Source organism: Pseudomonas sp. GX19020 (assembly GCF_023371075.1).
Lineage (GTDB): Bacteria > Pseudomonadota > Alphaproteobacteria > Rhodobacterales > Rhodobacteraceae > Pseudogemmobacter.
In genome coordinates, this window is the sequence record NZ_JAMCCR010000002.1 from 337633 (window position 1) to 360142 (window position 22510).

Sequence of the window (22510 nt, forward strand, 5' to 3'; positions counted from 1 at the left end):
ACCTCTCAGCGATTGGCCAAAGCGGGCGCGAGTTCGGCAAGTTTTTTGAGTATTTGTGCCAGGGTGAGACGCAAATGGGCGGCTTTCTGTGGATCCGTTGCGAAGGGGGGCGTTTCGGTCGCGAGATAGCTGCTTTGCGCCAGTTCCATCTGGATCGCGTGAACACCTGACGCGGGCTCGCCATAATGGCGCGTGGTCCAGCCGCCGCGAAAGCGCCCGTTCAGCACCCAGGAATGGCCCGAGGCCCGGGCGATATCGACCACCGCCGCCTCGAGTTCCGGCGCACAGGTCACGCCGCCATCTGTTCCGATATTCAGATCAGGCAGAACGCCGTCGAAAAGCCAGGGGATTTGCGAGCGGATCGAGTGGCAGTCATAGACGATCGCCACGCCATGCAGCGCCTTCACCCGATCGATTTCAGCCTGAAGTGCTGCGTGATAGGGGCGATGCACGGTTTCCAGCCAATGGCCGGTGTCGGTGGCGGTCGGACCGGCCCCTTCGCGCCAGATCGGGGTGTTGTCAAAGGTGGTCTCGGGGATAAGCCCGGTTGTGGTCTGGCCGGGATAGAGGCTGTTGCCATGCGGATCACGGTTCAGATCGATCACATAGCGCGAATGATTGCCGGTGATCGTGGTCAGGCCCGGGATCAGATCAGAATAGAGATGCTGAATATGCCAGTCGGTATCGCGGCTGAGCCGACCCTCGTCATTCAGGCGCTGACCAACCTCATGCGGGCAGGAAAACCCGGCATGGGGAAAGCCAAGAATGATCGGACTGTTGCCCTTTCGGAGGGTGAACGGGTCCATCAGCCCACCTCCGGCAAGAGGCCGGCCCCGGCGAGGTCGAGCGCGCCGCTGGCGATCAGCTCGCCCGCCGCCTCCATATCGGTTCCCATGAAACGGTCGGTTTCAAGCACCGGAATGCGCGCCCGGATGGCTTCGATTGCGGCTTCAAGCCGGGGCGAGGATTTCAGCGGCCCGCGCAGATGCACGCCCTGGGCTGCGATCATCGCTTCGGTGCCGATGATCCAGAACAGGTTCTGCGTCATGGCGAGCAACCTGCGCGCGCCGTGGCAGGCCATCGAGACGTGATCCTCCTGATTGGCGGAGGTCGGTGTGGAATCGACGCTTGCCGGATGTGCCATCTGTTTGTTTTCGCTCATCAAAGCGGCGGTTGTGACTTCGGCGATCATCATGCCGGAATTCAGTCCCGGCTTCGGTGTCAGAAAGCCAGGCAGCCCGTATGACAGCGCTGGATCGACCAGCAGCGCAACGCGGCGCTGCGCGATTGCACCGATCTCGGCCACAGTCAGCGCGATCATATCGGCGGCAAAGGCCACCGGTTCGGCATGGAAATTGCCGCCTGAGACCACCTGGCCATCCGAGAGGATCAGCGGGTTGTCGGTGGCGGCATTGGCCTCGATCTCAAGCGTCCGCGCCGCCTGGCGCAGTACGTCAAGTGCGGCACCCGCGACCTGGGGGTGACAGCGGATGCAATAGGGGTCCTGGACCCGTTCATCCCCCTCGACATGGCTGTTGCGGATCTGACTGCCCTCAAGCAATTCGCGCAGCGCGCGGGCGACATCGATCTGGCCCTGATGGCCGCGCAGGGTGTGGATTTCTGCGGCAAATGGCGCGGTCGATCCCATTGCTGCATCGGTCGACAGGGCGCCGGTGATGATCGCGGCCCGCAGCGCGCGCTCGGCCCGGAAGAGCCCCGCCAGCGCGAGCGCGGTCGACACCTGCGTGCCGTTGATCAGTGCGAGCCCCTCTTTCGCGGCAAGCGTGACCGGTTTCAGCCCGGCACGTGCGAGGGCCTCGGTGCCCGAAAGGCGCTCACCCCGGTAAAATGCTTCACCCTCGCCGATCATAACCGCAGCCATATGCGCCAGCGGCGCCAGATCGCCCGAGGCCCCGACCGAACCCTTTTCTGGGATCACCGGGATTACGTTTTCAGCCAGCATAGCGCCCAAAAGCGCCACGACCTCGGGGCGCGTACCCGACGCGCCGCGCCCAAGTGACATCAGTTTCAGCGTCATGATCAGCCGCACCACGGGCTCGGTCAGAGGCGCGCCCACCCCACAGCAATGCGACAGGATCAGGTTTCTTTGCAGGGTGGCGACATCGCGCGCCTCGATGCGGATCGAGGCCAGTTTGCCAAAGCCGGTATTGACGCCATAGACCGCCTCATTGCCGGCAGCGACTTCGGCGATCCGCGCCGCCGCGCGTCTGATGCCGGCATCTGCGACCGGATCGAGGCGGGGGGTGATCCCCTCCCACCAGATCCGCCGCAGGAGGGAGAGCGGCACCTCGCCCGGAATCAGGCTTTGGGGGATGAGGGTCTCGGTCATTGCAGGTCTCCCTGGAAGATGCGGGCGTGAAGCGGATTGAAGCCGATCCGCGCCACCAGCTGCGCGGGGCGCGTGACATCCCAAAGCGCCAGATCGGCAGAAAGCCCGGGTCTGAGGCGTCCGGTCTCGGCGCTCAGACCAAGCGCGCTTGCGGCATTGGCGGTCACCGCCATCAGGCATTCGGCGACGGTGAGGCGAAACAGCGTCGCGCCCATATTCATCACCATCAGGATCGAGGTCAGCGGCGAAGTGCCCGGATTGCAATCGGTCGAAAGCGCCATCGGCACGCCATGATCGCGAAAGGCCCGGACCGGCGGCATCACCGTTTCGCGCAACATGTAATAGGCACCCGGCAGCAAGGTGGCCACCATGCCCGAAGCCGCCATAAGGCGCGCATCTTCCGCTGTCGCATGTTCCAGATGGTCGGCGGAAAGGGCATTGTAGCGCGCGGCAAAGGCGGTGCCGCCCTGATGGCTCAGCTGTTCCGAATGTATCTTAACCGGCAGGCCGAGGGCGCGGGCCGCATCAAAAAGCGGCTCTAACTCGGCCTGACTGAAGGCAATCCCCTCGCAAAAGGCGTCAAGGGCATCGACCAGGCCCTCCGCCCGGGCGGCCTTAAGCCCGGCAATCGCGACCTCATCGATATAGGCATCGGCGCGACCGGCATATTCCGGCGGAAGGGCATGTGCGGCGAGCCAGGTCGTTCTGATCCGCACCGGCCGGATCTGCGCCAGCCGCCGCGCGGCACGCAGCATGTTCAGCTCTGCCTCGACCGACAGGCCATAGCCGGATTTGATCTCGACTGTTGAGACCCCCTCGGCCAGCAGATGATCTAGGCGCGGCAGGCTTGCCGTGATCAGCGCATTGACGGACATGGCGCGGGTGGCCGCCATCGAGGCTTTGATCCCGCCGCCCTGACGCGCGATCTCCTCATAAGGAACCCCGTCGAGCCGCATCTCGAATTCATTGGCGCGGTCGCCGCCGAAGACCAGATGCGTGTGGCAGTCAATCGGTGCCGGCGTCATCAGCCGCCCGCCACAATCGATGATCCGCCGCCCGTCACGCGACAGCGCCCGGCCAAGCGCGGTGATGCGGGTGCCGGTCACTTCCAGCTCAAGCGCGCCGGGTTCAGGGTCGCGCGCAACCTCGCCGTCGCAGGTGACGATCCGCGCATTGGTGTAGAGCGTGGCGTCCATCTGTGTCTCCCTGTGCAAAGGAAGGGGCCGCTATGGGCTTTTCTCTTCCCCTGGATCTCTTTCAGGTATATACATAATAAGATGAAAAGGGAAGCGGTTTCTCGGACCGGGCAGGAGGGGTGAATGGCGATCCATGCAAAACAGGCTTTGCTGCCGGGCGGCTGGGCCGAGAATGTCCGGCTGACGACGGCGGCGGGGCGGATCGCATCGGTTGAAAGTCAGGTGGCGGCGCAGCCAGGCGATCACTGTGCCAGGATTCTGGTGCCCGGCATGCCCAACCTCCACAGCCATGCGTTTCAGCGCGGGTTTTCGGGGTTAACGGAACGTCGTGGCGCCGGTCCGGACAGTTTCTGGACCTGGCGCGAGATGATGTACCGTTTCGCCCTCAGCCTGACCCCGGATCAGATGCAGGCCATCGCGGCCATGGCCTTTGTCGAGATGCTCGAGGCGGGCTACACCCGGCTGGGAGAGTTCCATTACCTGCATCATGCGCCGGACGGCCGCCCCTATTCCGACCCTGCCGAGATGTCGGGCCGGATCTTCGCGGCAGTACGGGATACCGGCATCGCGCTGACCCATCTGCCGGTCTTCTACGCGCATGGTGGCTTTGGCCCGACTCCGGCGGGCGAGGGGCAAAGGCGCTTTCTGCACAGCTATGACGCTTTCGCGCGGCTGGTTGAACAATGTGAGACTCTGAGACGGGAACAGGATCGGGTGGGCATCGCGCCGCATAGCCTGCGCGCGGCGAGCATGGCTGAAATCCGGCAGCTGGCGGCAGATTTCCCGGATCGCCCCTTCCATATCCATATCGCCGAACAGGTGAAGGAAGTTGAGGATTGCCTTGGCTTTTGCGGCGCGCGCCCGGTGGAATATCTGCTGGATCAGGCGCCGGTTGATCCCTCCTGGTGTCTTATTCATGCGACACATCTGACCAGCGCCGAGACCAGGGCGATCGCGGCTTCGGGTGCGGTTGTTGGCCTTTGCCCGCTGACCGAGGCCAATCTGGGCGATGGGATCTTTCCGGGATCGGACTATCTGACTTCGGGGGGCGCCTGGGGGATCGGCACTGACAGCAATGTCGAGATCACCGTCGCGGGGGAACTGAAACAGCTGGAATACTCGCAAAGACTGGCCTCGCGGGCACGCAATGTTATGACCGCTGGCGGCTCAGTTGGCGCTGCCCTTTTTGCAGCGGCAGTAAAGGGAGGGGCGCAGGCGCTGTCGGCTGCGGAGCCGCAGATCGCGCCGGGCGCAGATGCGGATCTTGTGGCCCTGACCGATCCGCTGGGGCCGGGTTTTGCCACCGAGCAGATCATGGATCGCTGGATCTTTGGTCGAGACCTGAGGGTCGCTGATGTCTGGGCGTTTGGTGTTCATGTTGTGCAGGGCGGGGAACATATTTTGCGCGGCCCCGTTGCAGCGGCATATGCATCAGCGCTGCGCGCGGTCCTGGCCTGACCTTGGCACAGGCTGCTGTGAAGCGGGTCACGGGATGAACAGCGACTGCCGGCTGATCGTTCCGATGCTCAGCCCCAATGTCCGGCCAACGGATTGCACGAAACTGCCCGCGAAATCATAGCTGGCTGCGATGACAATAATCCTGTCCGGACCCTGAGGCGGGCTGCACGAGATAAGCGTGAAATTCTCGGGATGCAGAAGCAGGCTGGCATTGACGAGAATTGGGACGGCGTCGCGTTCAAGGGTCGCGCAGAGCTGGTTCGCTTCGGGCCGGCCCGCATAGCGGTAGGAATAGCGGGCAAGTTCGTGCACGACCTGCTGCAGATCGCTGGCTGCAGAAATATACATGCTGATAAAGACGATAAGGAAAATCAGCGCCAGCACGAGCGGGAAGATGATCACGAATTCCGTCGTCACCGCAGCGTCTGAGCAGAGGAAAAATCTCTGCAACGGGCGACCGGTCATAGCAGGTCCCCAGAAATTGCAATATCGATCAATGTCTTATGCGGTCCATAACCGAATTGGCTGCGCCTGGTTGGACATATTGTATCCTCGGGCCCTGCAGCCCTTCGGGCGAAGCTCAGGGCATTTGCACGGCCCGTCTCCGTCGCGCGGGCCCTGCAGGTGGATGCTGTTCTGAGCACCCGGATGACCGCGATGATGCCCTGATCCGAAATTGCCCCTGCGCCCGGCAAACCCATTTCAACGAATATGCTCAGGCGCGCGGGAGCGGACGCGGGCAGAGCCCGCATTTCTTGCCGGTGTCCCGCGGTTGCAGTTCCGCGGGCGGTTGGCATCTCGACAACATGTATGTCCTCACGGCGCAACCCGGGAGTGGCAGGGAAATAGCGGAGCCTGCTGCGATTGGCGTCTTCGATTAGGTGGCTGCCCCGTGCGACGTGGCAGGAAAGCATTGCTCCGGCGGCCCTGCCCTCCCGGCGATCCGATATGTGCGCAAGTGGTGTCTTGGCATATGCGGCCAGCATTGCATCGGCGAGCCCCAGCGGTTTGCGCATGACCCACCCCACCTTACTGCAGAATGATGCCGCCGCAGCGGCTGTGTAAGCTGCTCTTTTCACCGGGCGTGATTGTACGGAGCAGCCTGCAGGCCACCGCCTGTTCTAACCCGCTGCCCCTATGCGTCTCGCCCCGCGCCAACCGTGATGAGAGGAACCGGGCCCCGATCACGGAAAGCGCTTTCAGCCGGGGAAAGCTCCGGATCGATTGACGCGTGTCGCTGCTGTTGGCGCTCAGGCTGTTGCCGCGATCCTCGCTGTTGTTGCGAGTAACCTCTTCGATCCGGGTCTGAAGGTTGAGCTGAGCACCGGTCATGGCTTCGCGCAGGTTCACGATGGTGGAATTATCGCCAGACAGAATTACGACAACGCCCCCCGCGCCATCAGATGTGGAAGCGGATCCGACTTTGCACCCGGCTATATAAAGACAGCGCATTTCCTGCAGGTCGGGTACGGCAATCAAAGGGTCTGACAGGAAAACCGCCGATCCGGGTTTCTCAGGCTTTATGAGTTTTGCGACCGAAACATTGGGGCTCAGCCTGTCGGATTCGACCTCATGAGAACTCGCGACAAAGGCGGCCGGCACCATCAGGCGATCGACCGGCAGATTTCCTGAAAAGAAAGGCAGCATCGGAATCGCTTTCATGCACCTCGGGCAGCCCCATTCTGCGCGGCACAGCTTTACAGAATGTCAACGTCGCCAGGGGTATTGGCGGTCCGGTCCGGCAAGAAACGCGTCAACTTTTGTGAAAGATGTTTGGCTTAAGGTCTCTTCAGCCGGCTGTGCCTCGCCGGAAAAGGACGAAGCGCGCTACTTCGAGCGCGCGGCAGAAGGGAAGCCTGCTTTGATCAACACTTTGTTAAGCCTAGAAAATCCTATGATGATCCGGGTAAGTTGGGATACCAGGATAAGGCCGGCCTAAGCCACGCCGCCCTGAAGACGCAGCGCGGCTGTCTCATCTATCAGCAGGTGGCCGTACCCGGGCGGAGGCTGTCAGGCGAGAAGCGCGCCAAGTGCCGCCAGCACCTGGTCTCCGTCTTCCGCCGTCCCGGTCGAAACCCGAAGCCAGTGCTCATAACCCTTCTGTTTCCAGGGTTTCACGATGATGCCGCGATCAAGCAGCCTCTCAGCAACCAGACTGGCAGGCCGCCCGCAATCGACAAAGAGAAAATTGCCGCGCGAGGCCAGGACCCGCAGCCCCAGTGACCGGAGCGCCTTTGCCATACGATCACGTTCCAGCACAGCGAGGCTGACGGCCTGGTGCATCGCGTCGGGATGATCCAGCGCGGACCGCGCCGCGATCTGCGCCAGGAGATTCGTATTGAATGGCGTGCGGGCAAGATCAAAGCCGCGCTTCAGTTCGGCGGTGTTGGTCATGGCATAGCCGATCCGCAAACCCGCAAGCCCCCAGGCCTTGGAGAAGGTCCGCAGGATCACCAGTGCGCCGGGATGGGTGGCAAGCCAGGGCGCGCCGCTGGCATAATCCGGCCCGTCACCGGGGGACGAGGCATATTCGTGATAGGCCTCATCCAGACATGTAATCGCATCGGGATGGACAGCCGCAAGTACCGAACGCAGCCCGACAGCGTCAAGCCAGAGGCCGGCCGGGTTCATCGGATTGGCGAAAAGCACAAGGCGCACCGGCCGTGACACGGCCGCAAGCAGGGCCGGCAGGTCGATCTCTCCCGCTGCGGTCAGCCCGATTCGCGTGACTGTCGCGCCCATGGCCAGCGCATAATCCTCATGCAGCGGGAAGGAGGGAAACAGCGTCACCACCTCGTCCCCGGGCCGCAGAACCGCGCGGGCCAGCACCGCCAGCAGATCCTCAGAGCCGTTTCCAAGGGTAAAATACTCTGGATCGAACCCGTGAAACGCTGCCAGCGCGGCGATCAGATCGCGCCCCTCCGGATCGGGATAGGCCCCGATGCGGGCCGCCGCTTCACGAACAGCCGTGATCACCTCGGGTGCCGGGCCGGCGGGATTTTCATTCGAACCCAGCTTTGCCACCCGGGTCACACCGGGGCGCGACGCGACTGCGGCCGGGGTCAGCCCGGCATTATAGGGGCTGAGCGCAGCCAGCTCGGGGCGCAGAAGGGGCGCAGATCCGGTCATGGAGCCTCAGGGGAAAGCGGAGGGCGAGGGCGGTTGACAGCCAGGCCGAAGCTATGTCTCTTGTATATACATGTAAAGAGTGCCGTCTGCTGTTCTCTCTTCCGGCCAGGATCGTTAATCTTGCCGGTAATGAAAGGAAGCCCGCCATGCATACCGCGTCCAGTGTCAACGCGCTCTTCTCTCTTGCCGGCCGCCGTGCCCTTGTGACTGGCGCCAGCCGGGGACTTGGCCAGGCCATGGCATTGGGTCTGGCGAAAGCGGGGGCGGATCTGGTGATTTCCGCCCGCAGCGTCAATGCGCTTGAGGAGACCGTCGGGCTGATCCGTGACGCCGGCGGCACGGTCACCGCGCTTGCTTTGGATCAGCGTGAGGTTCGTGGCATCGCACCCGCGCTTGCAGGCCAGGGGGATATCGACATCCTGGTGAACAATGCCGGGGTCGAGGAAATCCGTCCCTCGACCGAAGTCACCGAAGCGCTTTGGGACAAGATCGTTGATACCAATCTCAAAGGCGCATTTTTCACCACCCAGGCGGTGGCGAAGGGCATGCTGGAGCGCGGGCGCGGTGCGGTCATTAACCTTTGTTCGCTGACCTCTTATGTGGGCGTGCCGACCGCCACGCCTTACGGATCGTCGAAATCGGGGCTTTTGGGCATGACGCGGGCACTGTCATCCGAATGGGCGGCGCGCGGCGTAAGGGTCAATGCCATCGCGCCGGGCTATTTCCGCACCGAGATGACGGAAGTGTTCTACCAGAACGAGGCCTGGGCGGGGGCGATGCTCGACAAGATCCCGCAGCGCCGCTTTGGCGAAGGCGCCGATCTGATCGGCGCGGTGATTTTCCTCGCCTCGGACGCTTCGGCCTATATCACCGGGCAATGTATCGGTATTGACGGCGGGTATCTGGCCTCGATCTGAGCCATCTGCCTGAAATACAGGCGTGATGCTGTAAAATCCGGGCCGAAACCCTTGTCAGGTATATACCTTATGCCGGTCAAGGGAAAGAAAGACAGCGGAAGGCGCGATGCGATGGGTGAGGACCTACGGAAATGTCAGGCAGGAGCAACGCAGAAATGAGCGCTACGGGCTCGTCTGACGCCGTGGTGGCGCGGAATGTGGATATGGATTTCGGCACCGGCGCATTGGCGGTGAAACAGGCCGGGTTCAGCCTTGCGCGCGGGCGGTTCCTGACCATTCTCGGCCCGTCGGGATCGGGGAAGACCACACTCTTGCGGATGATTGCGGGCTTTCAGACGCCGACGCGTGGCGAGATCCTGATCGGCGGCAAGCCGGCGGATGCGGTCGCGCCGCATCGTCGCTCGGTCGGTATGGTGTTTCAGAAACTGGCGCTTTTCCCGCATATGAGTGTCGAGGAAAACGTGGCCTTCCCGCTGAAGATGCGGCGCTTTAACCCGCGTGAGATCCCGGGAAGGGTGGCGCAATATCTGGATCTGGTGCGGCTGGGTGGCTTTGCAAAACGGCGGATCAATGAGCTTTCGGGCGGCCAGCAGCAGCGGGTTGCCATTGCGCGGGCCCTGGTATTCGAGCCGGAGCTTTTGTTGCTGGACGAGCCGCTGGCAGCGCTGGACCGTAAGCTGCGCGAAGAGATGCAGCTGGAATTTCGCCGTATTCAGAAAGAGTTGGGCGTCACCACCATCAATGTGACCCATGATCAGCGCGAGGCGCTGGTGGTCTCGGATGAGATCATCGTGATGGACCAGGGCGAGATCCAGCAACATGCCGCGCCGGTCGAGATGTATCGACACCCCGCGAACCCGTTCGTGGCGCATTTCATCGGCGTGTCGAGTTTTCTGACCGGGCGGCGGACAGAAACGGGTCTGACCGTGAATGGAACCGATTGCGCAGGCCAGGCTGTGGCCGATATCGCGCCGGGCGCCGAGGCGCGGGGCGCGATCCGGGCCGAACAGGTGCGGATCGCGGCACCTGGCGACGCGCTTTCCGGTTGCGATACCGTGCTGGAAGGCCAGGTCAGCGATACGATTTTCGAAGGCGAGCGGCTTTTATACTTTGTCACCCTGCCGGCGCTTGCGACCACGATACAGGTTTTTCACCACGATCCGGCAGAACATGCGCCCTATGCGCGGGGTGCGACAGTTTCGGTCGGCTGGACTGCAAGAGACCTGCTGATCTTTCCCGCAAAAGACCGCTAAACAGGCGGCAAGCCATATCAACAAGGAGACCTGAGACATGTCGAACCCTGTTTATCGCCCCAATCGCCGCGCGATTTTGCGCGGAACGGCTGCTGCAGGGGCAGCGGCGCTGATCGGATCGCTGCCGGCGCGGCGGCTGATGGCGCAGGATGCACCGGCAAAACCCGCCGAGATCATCGTGCGGGCCTGGGGTGGGTCCTGGGTAGAGGCGCTGAAGAAAGGCGTCTCTGACCCGTTCACCGCTGCGACCGGCATCCAGGTGCGTCATGATCTGACCGAGGATAACGAGATCCAGCCGAAGGTCTGGGCAGCTGTCGCACAGGGCCGGGTGCCGCCGATCCATATCAACTGGGACACCACCACCAATGCGACGAAATCGGCGCTGCGCGGTGTGACCGAGGATCTGTCAGACCTGGCGAACCTTGCGAATACGACTGACCTGGCAAAGCCGGTGGGCCTCGACGGATATCCGATCGTGAACACCTATGGCTATGTCTATGTGCTGGCCTACCGGCCCGGGGCGTTCCCGGATGGCGCGCCGACCTCGTGGAAGGCGCTGCTGGATCCGAAATTCAAGGGGCGGATCGCGCTTTACAATGACGGGATCGGCTTCCATTTCCCGGCCCAGGTGGCGGGCGGCGGCAAGCTCGAGGATATTCCCGGCAATATGCAGGCGGCCTGGGATTTCATCGCCCAGGTGAAACAGCAGCAGCCGCTTCTGGGCGAAGACCCCGACTTCACCGCCTGGTTCCAGAATGGCGAGATCGACATCGCCTGCACCATTTCGACCAATGCGCGCGAAGCGAAGAAGAATGGCGTCGATCTGGCCTGGACCGTGCCGGAAGAGGGCGCGAAGTTCGACACGGACGGGCTGTGGATTCCGAAAGGCCTGCCGGAGAACGAGCTCTACTGGGCGAAGGAATATATCAATTTTGCCATCTCGAAGGATGCGCAACAGGTCTGGTGTGACGGGCTGGGGCTGCCGGGCGTTGTGCCGGGGCTGACGCCGCCGGAGGATCTGCTGGACGATCCGTCTTACCCGGATACGCCGGAAGAGATGTCGCATCTGATCCGCATCTCGACAAAGGTGCAGGTCGAGAATGAGAGCGAATGGTTCTCGAAGTTCAAAGAGATCATGCAGGGATAACGAGGGGGGCTGACGGCTCTCCCCGGGCCTGAAGGCCAGGGGGCACCGTCAGTGCAGGCCGGGGGGCAAGCCCCCCGGACCCCCCATCCCGCGCCTGCCCGCCGGCGGTTCACCCGGCGGGTGGGGTGACCCTTCCGGATAGAGCCGATGCCGAACCCCTCTCCCGAGTTTCGCTACCCGCTGCACTGGCGCCTGATGGATGCGGTGGAGCGGATTGCCGATCTGGTCTGGCCGCGCCGCCTGTCGCGCCATACCGGCTGGCTGTTCATCGCGCCCGCGCTTTTGCTGGTCGGGCTTTTGGTGCTGGGGCTGATCCAGATCGCCGACGCCTCGCTCAGGACGCTGGACACGTCGACCTTTCTGATGTCGGAGGACTGGTCGACTGAGAATTACCGCAAGGCGCTGGCCTCATCGACCTATCTCACGGTGGCCTGGCGATCGCTGTCGGCCGCTCTGCTGACCACGGTTCTGACGCTGATCCTGGCGTTTCCCTATGCTTATGCGCTGGTCCGGGTGAAAAAGTCTTGGATCCGCAAGGCGCTGCTGATCACGCTGTTTTTGCCGTTTTTCATCGGCCAGGTGGTGCGGGCCTATGGCTGGCTGATCATCCTCGGGAATTCCGGCATGGTGAATGAGGCAATGTCGCTGGTCGGCGTGGCCCCGATGCGGCTTTTGTTCAATTACGGTGCGGTGGTCTTTGGCCTGGTGCAATATATGCTGCCCTTCGCCGTGCTTCTGCTGGTTCCGGCGCTGACCGCGATCCCGGAAGAGACCGAGACCGCCGCCGGGTCACTGGGCGCGAGCTGGCCGCGGATCCTGTGGCATGTGCTGCTGCCCATGGCGAAGCCGGGGCTGATCGGGGCGGGGCTGGTGGTGTTTACCCTGACGCTTACCGATTTCGCGGTGCCGGCGATGCTGGGCGGCGGAGGCCAGGATTTCATCGCCAATGCGATCTATGATCAGTTTTTCCGCACCGCCGATCAGGGGCTTGGTTCGGCGCTGGCTTTGATGCTGGTGGCGGCGGGGTCGGTGCTTGTGGGGCTCGTGTTCATGATCTTCGGGGCCGGAACCCTCGCGATGGGAGGCCGCAAATGATGTCCTTCAGCCAGAAAATCACCGTCTGGAGCCTGGTCTGGTTTTCCATCATCACTCTGTCGCTGCCGACGCTGGTGGTGCTGGGGGCGAGCCTGACCGCCGGCAATATGGTAGCTTTCCCACCGCAGGGGCTGTCGCTGCAATGGTATGAGAAGATCGCGCTGGCCCGCGACCTGCAGCAGGCCTTTCTGCGGTCGCTGATCGTCGCGGGGATCTGCACCCTGGTCGCGGTGCCGGTCGGGACGCTGGCGGGCCTGGCGCTGTCGCGGTTCCGGCTGCGCTTTACCACGGCGATCCAGGTCTATCTGTTGCTGCCCTTCACCGTGCCGCTGATCGGATCGGGGATCGGGCTGATGCTGGTCTTTGGCGAATGGCATGTGCTGGGCAGCCTCTGGCCGGTGGGCGTGGCCTGTGCGGTCATCAACCTTCCCTTCATCATCTGGTCGGTCTCGTCTTCGGCGGTGCTGCTGGACCCGGATCTTGAGCTTGCGGCGCAGAATTGCGGGGCAGGGCGGGTGCAGACCTTCCTTCATGTCACGCTGCCTTCGGTGATGCCGGGCGTGATCACCGGGGGGCTTCTGATGTTCATCCTCGCGATGAACGAATTCCTCGTGAGCCTACTTCTCACTGATGCCCGCATCGTCACCCTGCCGGTGCTGATCTACAACTCCATCCGCTCGATCATCACGCCTGATCTGGCCGCCGTCTCGGTGGTGTTCATCGCGATTGCGCTGGCGGCGATCTGGCTGCTCGACAAGCTCGTCGGGCTGGAAATCTTTCTTAAATCCAAATGACTATGCGAGAGGGCCTGTCCATGGCTGAGGTCAATTTCAAAATCCTGGCCGATCTGACTTCGGCCGAACGTGAGGCGCTCTTCGCGCGATCCGAGACCGATCTGTCGGGTTTCCTCGACAAGGTTCCCGCGATCATCGAGGCGGTGAAATCGCGCGGCGATGCGGCGCTGGTCGAATTTGGCGTGAGTTTCGACAAGGCCGAAGGGCTGACGGCGGACAAGCTGAAAGTCACCGAGGCCGAGTTTGACGAGGCCTTCACCCTGGTCGAACCCGAGGTGATCCGCGCGATTGAGCTGGGGATTTCGAACATCCGGTCGTTCCATGAGGAACAGCTGCCCGAGCCGATGACGCTGAAGGAAATCCGTCCGGGCGCCTTTGCCGGGGATCGGTTCATCCCCATCGATTCGGTCGCGCTTTATGTGCCCCGTGGCAAGGGTTCCTTCCCGTCCGTGACCATGATGACCGGCGTTCCGGCGGTGGTGGCGGGGGTGCCGAATATCGCGATTTTCACGCCACCGATCCCGGGCGGCAAGGTCGATGCAGCGACCCTTGTGGCGGCACGGCTCGCGGGGGTTAAGACCGTCTATAAGGCCGGCGGTGCTCAGGCGGTTGCTGCGGCGGCTTATGGGACCGAAACCGTGCGGCCCTGCCATAAGATCGTTGGTCCGGGCAGCCCCTGGGTGGTGGCGGCAAAGCGCCTCTTGTCGGGCGTGATCGACCCCGGCCTGCCCGCCGGCCCGTCGGAATCGATCATCTTCGCCGATGAAACCGTGCATGGCGGCCTCGCCGCGCTGGATCTGCTGATCGAGGCGGAACATGGGCCCGACAGTTCCGCCTGGCTCGTGACCAATTCCCGCCGCGTCGCCGATGAGGCGCTGGCCGCGCTGCCGGAACACTGGTCGCGGATGAGCGAGCAGCGGGTTGCCTTCTCGAAAGCGGTGCTGTGCGGCACCCATGGCGGCATCCTCGTGACCGGGACCCTGGCCGAGGCCTATGCCTTTATCAATGATTACGCGCCCGAACATCTCCAGCTCCTTTCGGAAAAACCCTTCGAGCATCTGGGCGAGATCACCGCTGCCGCCGAGATCCTGATGGGGCCGCATACGCCGGTCTCGATCGGCAATTTCTGCCTCGGGCCGAATGCGGTGCTGCCGACCTCCCGGGGGGCGCGCACTTATGGGCCGCTTTCCGTGACCGATTTCATCCGCCGGTCCTCGGTCGGCTATGTCACGGCAAAGGGATTTCCGGAACTGGCCGAGGCTGCCGGAACGCTGGCGCGCTATGAGGGGTTCGACAATCACGCCAATGCAGTTTCCGACATCCGCAAGCAATATCTGAAAGGCTGAGATATGCGCGCCGTTCGGCTTTATGGCGTAAAGGATCTGCGGGTCGAAGACATCGCTCTGCCGGAGCCTCCCGGCCCGGCAGAGGTGACGCTCAGGGTAACAGCAGCGGGCATCTGCGGATCAGACCTGCATAATTTCGCGACCGGGGCCTGGATCTGGCGCAGCCCTTCGGTTGTGGGGCATGAATTTGCCGGCATGGTTACGGCGGTCGGGGCAGGGGTGCATCATGTTGCCCGGGGCGACACCGTCGCGGTGGACAGCCGCGTGAGCTGCGGCAGCTGTGGCAACTGCCTGGAAGGCCTCAGCCAGATCTGCGAAGACCTTGGATTTCTGGGCGAGGTGATCGATGGCGGCTTCGCGCAATACGTCACTATTCCGGCCAAAAACGTGGTTAAAGCGCCCTCCGGGATACCGCCGCGCCTGCTTGCGATGGCCGAGCCTCTGGCCGTGGCGCTCCATGCTGCGCATCTTCTGAACGCACCGGCCGGCGCGCCGGTTCTGGTCACGGGCGCCGGTGCCATCGGTGCGCTTTCGGCGCTTGTCCTGGCGCATAAAGGCCACCCGGTCAGCATCGTTGATCGCAACCAGATCCGCGCCACCCGTGCAGCGGCGGCTTTCGGCGGCGAGGTCGTGCAGCTTGACGACCTCGGCCCGACTCCCCCTCGCTATGCGATTGACGCGACCGGCAGCCCTGAGGTGATCGATCATCTGATCCGCTCCCTGCGCGGCGGCGGGGCGATTGCGCTGGTGGGGATCGGCGCGCGCCCGCTCAGCCTGAACCCGACGCTGCTGGTGGAACGCGAGATCCGGCTGTCCGGCTGTCATGCTTTCGGGGATGAATTGCCCGAGGCCGTGGCGCTGATCGACCTTATCGGCCCGCAGCTGGAACAGCTGATCGATGCCGAGATCCCGCTCGACGCGGTTCCCGATGCCTATGCACGCCATCTTGCGGGTGAAGTGATGGGCGCCAAGACGATTATTCTGCCGGAGATGCAGCCATGACGCTGTCGCGCACCGCCGAAATCCGCGCCACTGCCGCCACCGATCCTGGCCGTGCCGAAGCGATGCTCGCGGCGTTTCTGGATGAGACTTTTGCGATCACGGCCAGCGATGTCCGGATCAATCACGACCAGTATTCGCTGAATTCGCTGAACGGGTTCTTCACCTGCGAAAGGGGCGAATGTTTCTTTAAGTTCCATCAGGAAGAGGGGGAGGAGGATATGCGCGGCGAATATTACCGCGCCGATATTCTCGCCCGCGCCGGTCTGCCGGTGGACCAGCCGATCCTGTCTTCGACCCTGCCGGGCGAGCAGATTCTCGTCTATCGGCGCCGCAGTGACCCGCGTTTTTCAGATGTGCTGCGCGCGCTGGACCTTGCGCCCGATGCGGCTGCGATGGCCCGTGCGCTTGCGGCAGAACGCGCGCTGAATGACCATCTGCTCGCGGTGGCAAAGGCCAGCCTGCATGAGATCACGCCGGATCAATCCGCCGCCGAACCGATCCACCGTCTGTTTTCCGAGCGCCTGATCGACCCTGCGACCGGCCAATACCCCGGCGGGCGGCTGGCCTCTTTCTATATCGGCCAGGTCTTTGATCTTGCCGGCCAGAATGCCTCCTGGGATGAGATCGCGCTGGCCCGTCCGGTGATCAATGGGGTTGAATATGACCGCCCCCTTGCCGGGCTGTTCGACGCGGCGCTTGTCCGGCTTGCGCCCGCGCGGCTGGCGGATGCGGGCGGAATCGTGGCGCATGGTGACGCCCATAACGCCAATGTCTGGTATGAGCGCGGCGAGACCGCCGATCATCTGGCATTTTTCGACCCGGCTTTCGCCGGGGAACATGTGCCCGCGCTGCTGGCCGAGGTGAAATCGACCTTCCACAATATCCTCGCCCATCCGCTCTGGCTTTATGACAGCGATATGGTTCCGGGGCGCTGGCAGGTTACGGCGCGGCTGGCGGATGGCTGCCTTTATATCGACAGCGACTGGGCGCCGGGCGTTTTGCGCGACGCGTTGCTGGCGGCAAAGGCCGAAAGCTTCTGGAAGCCCTGGCTCGCGCATCTGGCAGAGCAAGACATGCTGCCCGCGGATTGGGAGGAGGTCTTGCGGCTCGCGCTGTTTCTGTGCCCGACTTTGGTGATGAACCTGCGCGCCGGTGCCGGGCGGCACAACCCGCGAAGCTCGGCCATCGGGCTGTCTCAGGCGATTCTTTGCGGCGCGAGGCCCCTTGCGGGCGAGGACCGGATGGTGCGGTTCTTCGATTCCATCCGTCCGGAGCCGTAACATGTCGCGCGACCGCCGCTACCAGAATGTCGATGATTTCCGTCGCGCCGCCTGCCGCCGCCTGCCGAAGATCTTTGCCGATTATATCGAGGGCGGTGCCTTTTCGGAGACCACGCTGGCCCGCAACCGGATGGGCTTTGACCGCTATGCCCTGTCGCAGCGGGTGCTGCAGGATCTCGCGCCGCAGCCGGATCTGAGCACGACCTATCTCGGCCGGCGCTGGTCCTTGCCATTCTTTCCGGGGCCGGTCGGTTTTCTTGGGCTTTATTGCCGCGACGGAGATCTGCTTGTCGGGCTCGCGGCAAAAGCGGCGGGGGTGCCGTTCGGGCTTTCGACCTTTTCGATCAAAGGGATCGCCAGCCTTGCGCCTAAGCTGGGCGATAACCTGGCGTTTCAGCTTTATCTCGACCGCGATCCGGCGGTGAATGAAAGCTATCTGGCCGCCTGCCATACGGCGGGGGTGGAGACGATCTTCCTGACCGTCGACACCGCCATCACCTCGGTGCGCGAGCGCGATAATCGCAATGGCTTTCGCGCGGTGAAACACATCACGCCGGGTCTGGCCTGGCAATTCGCGAAACGCCCGCGCTGGTCGCTGGACCTGTTGCGCAACGGTTTTCCGGGGGTGGAACTGGTCGAGGGGCGGCCCGAATTCGGGCGCGGCGCGCTGGCCCAGGCCTCGGCCCTGTCATCACGGCTCGATAAGCACCTGACCTGGGACAAGGTGAAAGCCCTGCGAGATCTCTGGCCGGGCCGGCTGGTGATCAAGGGGGTTTCTGATCCGCGCGATGGCGAGATCGCGCGGCAAAGCGGGGTCGATGGTGTGGTTCTGTCGAACCATGGCGGACGACAGCTGGATCACGGCCATGCGACGATTTCCCAGGTCGCCGCGATGCGTGCCGCGCTTGGCCCGGGATGCGAGCTTCTGGTGGACAGCGGCTTCCGGCGCGGCAGCGATGTGGTGAAGGCGCTGGCTCTGGGTGCCGATGCGGTGATGATGGGGCGGCCCTTTGCCTGGGCGGTCGCGGCCGAGGGCGCCTGGGGCACCGGGCGCCTGTTTTCGCTGCTGGCCGCAGAAATCGGCATCACGCTGCAATTGATGGGGCTGAATTCCGTCGATCAGCTGAAGGCGGCGCCAGCGGGCGATTATATTACCGGCGGCTAAATCAGCAAAACCTGATCAGCCCGTGCCGCGCCGCGCCTCTTCGCGGCCGATGTCGACTGCCTTTTGCTGCAACCAGGCATTCGCTGCGGCTTCACCATCTTTCGAGCGCCGTGTCCAGAATTCCGGCTCCAGCTCTTTCAGGCGTGCGGCAACCCGGGCCTGACCGGCCGCATCCAGCGGGCGCGCGGCAGGCGCGGCAGGTGCCGCCGCAGCGACTGCCGGAGGGGCGGCGGGCTTTGTGGCCTGGTTTTCCACGCAACCGGCGGCGCCGATGGCACTGGCGCCAAGCAGGCTGACAATTGCGGTTCTGGTTGGGATCAGGGTCATTGAACCACCTCGCTTCACACTACATTCAACCGGTCGGGCCAGAGCGCGGCCTTCTGGCATTTGCCCGAAAGGCCACCATGAAAGCGGCACCGAATGTGGCGCAACCTGTCATCAGACTGTCATGGCGCGGCCTGTCCCGCAATGCGGGGACGCCGCATCGGCCTCACAGTGCCGTCAACAGATTTCTGAGCTGGCAAAGATATTCTCACCCTCCGTGCCGGGGTCTTTGAGATTGTGGCCTGAATGGGGCGTGAATGAGGCAGCGGGTAACAGCGGCTGGTAGCCCGGGCGACCAGGAACACAACAGTTGGCGCGCGAAGGCATATTTCGCGTTCTTCCAGGGGTTGAAAGGCCGGATCTGAGGGTTGCCGAAAAGACCCACTTTGGGGCGAAAGTTGGGAAAAATTGCGGCCAGGCATGTGAAGGACGCCTGATACCTACTGGAAATGAAAGTGAAACCCGGGTATTGAGATCGGCAATAGACGCCGGAAGTGCGTCAATAAAACACGTACAGGCCAAAGAGCCTGGCGGTATGAGGCGGAGTATTAAAATGGTTAAGGCGATTCAATTCGTCGTCCGCGATTCTGCGGGCGGCACCTCTCGCGGTGCGATTGCGGGTGATGCAGGAAACAATTTCATCCAGATGGGTTCGGGCGACGCGGTTTCGCTGAATCTTTCCCGGCAGAGCGTCGCCGGTTATGCGCGCCAGGGCGATAATCTTGTTCTGACGCTGATCGATGGCCGCACGGTTGTGCTTGACGGGTATTTCACCGCAGGCACCGCCAACCAGCTGTATCTCTCGCAAAATGGCGAGGTGATCGCGGTTCAGCTTTCGAATGCCGCTGATGGCGGGCTTTACGCCAGCTACGGTCCGGTCGAGGGCTGGGACAAATACTCCAATCTCGATGCGCTGCGTTTCTCGGAGGGCGATGATGTCGCTCTTGCCGGCGGTGCGGTGGATGAGCCGGCTGGCATGGCCATGTTTGCGCCGGGCCTCGTGGGTCTGGGTGGGCTTGGTGCCGGGGCTGCGGGCCTCGGTCTCGCCGGCCTGGCCGTAGCAGGTGGCGGTGGTGGCACTGCAGGCCCGACCGGCCCCGTTGATCCGACTGGCCCCACTGGCCCTGTTGATCCGACCGGCCCCACCGGCCCTGTCGATCCGACCGGCCCCACCGGCCCCGTTGATCCGACTGGCCCCACTGGCCCCGTTGATCCGACCGGCCCCACTGGCCCTGTCGATCCGACCGGCCCCACTGGCCCTGTTGATCCGACCGGCCCCACTGGCCCGGTTGATCCGACCGGCCCCACTGGCCCCGTTGATCCGACCGGCCCAACTGGCCCTGTCGATCCGACTGGCCCCACCGGCCCGGTTGACCCCGAGCGCCGCCCGCCGACCGTCGATCCGAAAGACTCCACCACGGTCATCATCGATACGCCCGACAAGGAGCTCGACGTCTCCGGTACGGGTGAGCCGGGCGATACTGTGACCGTCACCATCGGCACTGTCACCGAAACGACCGTGATCGGGCCAGACGGCACCTGGCATGTCACTTTTCCGGAAACCAACCTGCCGGCCGATGGCAATTATGAGGCTGTGGTCGTCTTCGATCAGACCGATGGCGTGACCACCACGCTGCCGGGCCCGGATTTCATCCTCGATCTGACTCCGCCGGATGTGGACATCACGCAAGGATCGGAATCGGTCGGCCATGTTGAAAACGCAGCCGATTATACCGACGGCGTGCGCATCGGCGGCACGGGTGAGCCCGGCGCCTCGGTGACGGTTGTGATCGAAGGCCACAGCCATTCCACCGTGATTGCGGATGACGGAACCTGGTCGGTGGTGTTCACCACCACCGAGATCCGTACCGGCGAATATACCACCGACATCACCGTGACCGCCCGCGATCCGCTGGGCAATACCACGGTGATCACCGACCGGCTCGTGGTGGATACGGTGCCGAACCCGATCGATTTCGACGCTGTGACCCGCGACAATGTGGTCAATAGTGGCGAAAACACCCTCGGCTTCGCTGTGACCGGGACTTCGGTTGCCGGCGCTGTGCTGGTGGTGACGGTTCAGGCCGGCGCGACCAGCTATACCCAGACCGTGACCACCCAGGCGGATGGCACCTGGACGCTGAATATTCCCGCCGGCACCCTGCCGGGCGGCGAGTATAACGCGACCGTCACCGCGACCTCGACCGATGCCGCCGGCAATGGCAGCAGCGAGACCCATACCTTCCGCGTCGACACCCAGGCTTCGGTTGCCTTCACCGGCACCGTGGCGGGCGACAATATCGTCAACGCCTCGGAATCGCGCAATGTGGTGCTGACCGGCACCGCAGAGCCCGGCTCGGTGGTCTCGGTCTCGTGGCAGGGCTCGACCCTTCCGGCGACGGTCGCCGCGAATGGCACCTGGTCGGTGATCTTCCCGGCGGTCTCGGGCAGCGCTGTGCTGACCGCCACGACTGCAACTGTCACCGCGACCGATGTTTACGGCAATACCGCGACCGACAGCCGCGTGATCTCGATCGACCTTGGCACTTCGGTGGCATTTGATGCGATCCAGGCCGGCGATAACGTGGTTTCGGCGGCCGAGCGTGGCGCCGGCGTCAGCCTTACGGGCACCGCCGAAGCAGGCGCGACCGTGGTGGTTCAGTTCGGTTCGGGTACCCGCACCGTGACGGTCGGCGCGTCGGGCACCTGGTCGGCGACCTTTACCGCTGCCGAGATCCCGACCGGAAACGGCCTGGCGCAAACCGCAACCGTCACTTCGACTGATGTGGCCGGCAATGTGGCAACCGCGAGCCATCTGGTGACCATCGATACCCTGGTCAATCCTTTCGCCATCACCGGCAACTCGACCGGGACCGACAATGTGCTCAACAATGCCGAGGCGGCCTCTGGCCTGACCATCACCGGCAGCGTCGAGGCGGGGTCGCAGGTTCAGGTCAGCTTTGGCGCAAACGGCCCCTATGCCGCAACCGTCACCGGCAGCACCTGGACCGTGAGCATCCCGCCCGGCGTGATCCCGCCCGGCGAGACCACTGTCAATGTCGTCGCAGTTGCGGTTGACCGCTATGGAAATACGGCGACCCTGCCGACCGAGACCATCGTGATCGACCGCGTCGTGACCAATTTCGGGGCGGATACCCTGATCAGCGGCGACGGTTACATCAACGCCCATGAACGCCTGAACGGCGTGCCCTTCGGCGGCACGGCAGAGGCTTTCTCGCAGATCGAGATTGTTCTCTCGAACGGCCAGGTCCTGCGCACCGCGTCAGATGCCAGCGGCAACTGGTCTGTCACGATCCCGGCAAGCTATCTGCCGGTTGGTGACGGGGTGTCGATGACTGCGACCGTCACCGCGACCGACCGCGCCGGCAATACCGCCGACCTGGTCCGCAACGTGATCGTGGACACCGAGGCACCGGAAGCCCTTGGCGTGCTGGCCTTCGGCAAGGCGGTCAATACCAATGTGATGACCGAGCTTTACACCACCACCGATGGCGAACATGTCTCGATCTTCCGGGTCGACAGCACCGGTGGGGCAAACGCGCTGACCTTTGAGCTGAACGAAAACGTTCGGCTCAATGTCGGTGGCAGCCGGGTGACCGCTGATCATTACAGCCTTGATCAGGGTGTCAGCGATGGCAGCTACCTGGTGCTGCAAAACACTGATGCGGCCGGCAATGAAAGCTCGACTCTCTTCATCGTCGACAACCGCGGCAGTGTGAATGTGGATCTCAGCCGGATCGGGCTTGCCGGCTTCGATTTCTCGACCATCGACCTCAATGTGGCACCGCAGGCCCGCCTGACGCTGACCAATTCCGATCTGCACGCGCTGACCGGAGGCGACAACGAGCTGGTGATCCGCGGCGACAGCCTGGATCAGGTCAGGCTGCAGCTGACCAACACCACCCCGGTGGACGTCCGCGAGATCGATGGCCAGCACTACAACGTCTATGCGATGGATGGTGGGACCGTCCTGGTGGATCAGGATATCAACACCACCTTCTTCTGATCCGACATCCCGGAAACCACCCGGAGA

General features: G+C 63.3%; 18 protein-coding genes. 11 read left to right on the forward strand and 7 right to left on the reverse strand.

The features are described from left to right. Positions 1-5 precede the first annotated feature (5 nt). The 3 genes from hutG to hutI are packed head-to-tail and all read right to left on the reverse strand — an operon-like array spanning position 6 to position 3546. Positions 6-806, reverse strand: a complete 801-nt coding sequence (hutG, locus tag M3484_RS06225; protein ID WP_249496195.1) for an N-formylglutamate deformylase — start codon at positions 804-806, stop codon at positions 6-8. Then, the gene (gene hutH, locus M3484_RS06230; RefSeq protein WP_249496196.1) at positions 806-2350 is read right to left on the reverse strand and encodes a histidine ammonia-lyase; all 1545 of its coding nucleotides are present in this window, start codon (positions 2348-2350) and stop codon (positions 806-808) included. The genes hutG and hutH overlap by 1 nt, the downstream gene beginning before the upstream one ends. Next, a complete protein-coding gene (gene hutI, locus M3484_RS06235; RefSeq protein WP_249496197.1) occupies positions 2347-3546 on the reverse strand; it encodes an imidazolonepropionase in 1200 nt (399 codons plus the stop codon). Before hutI ends, hutH begins: the two co-directional genes overlap by 4 nt. Before the next feature lie 123 nt (positions 3547-3669). On the opposite strand from hutI, the gene M3484_RS06240 reads away from it, so the two are divergent. After that, complete coding sequence (locus M3484_RS06240; protein ID WP_249496198.1) at positions 3670-5004, forward strand: formimidoylglutamate deiminase; 1335 nt, start codon at positions 3670-3672, stop codon at positions 5002-5004. Between the two features lie 27 nt (positions 5005-5031). On the opposite strand, the gene M3484_RS06245 is transcribed toward M3484_RS06240, so the two are convergent. The 3 genes from M3484_RS06245 to hisC all read right to left on the reverse strand — a co-directional run bounded on the left by M3484_RS06245 (position 5032) and on the right by hisC (position 8133). Further along, positions 5032-5421 carry a TadE family protein gene (locus M3484_RS06245; RefSeq protein WP_249496199.1) on the reverse strand — a complete coding sequence of 130 codons (390 nt, stop codon included), beginning with the start codon at positions 5419-5421 and terminating at the stop codon, positions 5032-5034. A gap of 612 nt (positions 5422-6033) precedes the next feature. Then, on the reverse strand, positions 6034-6666 hold the full coding sequence (locus tag M3484_RS06250; protein WP_249496200.1) for a hypothetical protein: 633 nt from the start codon (positions 6664-6666) through the stop codon (positions 6034-6036). Between the two features lie 348 nt (positions 6667-7014). Then, the gene (hisC, locus tag M3484_RS06255; protein ID WP_249496201.1) at positions 7015-8133 is read right to left on the reverse strand and encodes a histidinol-phosphate transaminase; all 1119 of its coding nucleotides are present in this window, start codon (positions 8131-8133) and stop codon (positions 7015-7017) included. 146 nt (positions 8134-8279) lie between these two features. Here hisC and M3484_RS06260 point away from each other — a divergent pair, with 146 nt between their 5' ends. From M3484_RS06260 to M3484_RS06300, 9 genes are all read left to right on the forward strand, one after another. Continuing rightward, entirely contained in the window at positions 8280-9050 is a 771-nt protein-coding gene (locus M3484_RS06260) for an SDR family oxidoreductase (RefSeq protein ID WP_249496202.1), read from the forward strand. A 155-nt stretch (positions 9051-9205) separates the two neighbouring features. After that, a complete protein-coding gene (locus M3484_RS06265) occupies positions 9206-10303 on the forward strand; it encodes an ABC transporter ATP-binding protein (RefSeq protein ID WP_249496203.1) in 1098 nt (365 codons plus the stop codon). 37 nt (positions 10304-10340) lie between these two features. Then, on the forward strand, positions 10341-11450 hold the full coding sequence (locus M3484_RS06270; protein ID WP_092900276.1) for an ABC transporter substrate-binding protein: 1110 nt from the start codon (positions 10341-10343) through the stop codon (positions 11448-11450). 147 nt (positions 11451-11597) lie between these two features. Then, a complete protein-coding gene (locus M3484_RS06275; RefSeq protein ID WP_249496204.1) occupies positions 11598-12545 on the forward strand; it encodes an ABC transporter permease in 948 nt (315 codons plus the stop codon). Beyond that, positions 12542-13339 (forward strand): ABC transporter permease, encoded by a 798-nt coding sequence (locus tag M3484_RS06280; protein WP_092900274.1) that lies wholly within the window; start codon positions 12542-12544, stop codon positions 13337-13339. The genes M3484_RS06275 and M3484_RS06280 overlap by 4 nt, the downstream gene beginning before the upstream one ends. A gap of 20 nt (positions 13340-13359) precedes the next feature. Further along, positions 13360-14685 carry a histidinol dehydrogenase gene (gene hisD / locus M3484_RS06285; RefSeq protein WP_249496205.1) on the forward strand — a complete coding sequence of 442 codons (1326 nt, stop codon included), beginning with the start codon at positions 13360-13362 and terminating at the stop codon, positions 14683-14685. 3 nt (positions 14686-14688) lie between these two features. Beyond that, positions 14689-15687 (forward strand): zinc-dependent alcohol dehydrogenase, encoded by a 999-nt coding sequence (locus M3484_RS06290; RefSeq protein ID WP_249496206.1) that lies wholly within the window; start codon positions 14689-14691, stop codon positions 15685-15687. Continuing rightward, on the forward strand, positions 15684-16967 hold the full coding sequence (locus M3484_RS06295; RefSeq protein WP_249496207.1) for a hypothetical protein: 1284 nt from the start codon (positions 15684-15686) through the stop codon (positions 16965-16967). The genes M3484_RS06290 and M3484_RS06295 overlap by 4 nt, the downstream gene beginning before the upstream one ends. Before the next feature lies 1 nt (position 16968). Continuing rightward, positions 16969-18132, forward strand: a complete 1164-nt coding sequence (locus tag M3484_RS06300; RefSeq protein WP_249496208.1) for an alpha-hydroxy acid oxidase — start codon at positions 16969-16971, stop codon at positions 18130-18132. Positions 18133-18147: 15 nt separating this feature from the next. Here the strand turns inward: M3484_RS06300 and M3484_RS06305 are convergent, their stop codons facing one another. Further along, complete coding sequence (locus M3484_RS06305; RefSeq protein WP_249496209.1) at positions 18148-18459, reverse strand: hypothetical protein; 312 nt, start codon at positions 18457-18459, stop codon at positions 18148-18150. Positions 18460-19009: 550 nt separating this feature from the next. Between M3484_RS06305 and M3484_RS06310 the strand changes: the two genes are divergently transcribed. Further along, positions 19010-22483 carry an Ig-like domain-containing protein gene (locus M3484_RS06310; RefSeq protein ID WP_249496210.1) on the forward strand — a complete coding sequence of 1158 codons (3474 nt, stop codon included), beginning with the start codon at positions 19010-19012 and terminating at the stop codon, positions 22481-22483. The last annotated feature ends 27 nt before the right edge of the window (positions 22484-22510 follow it).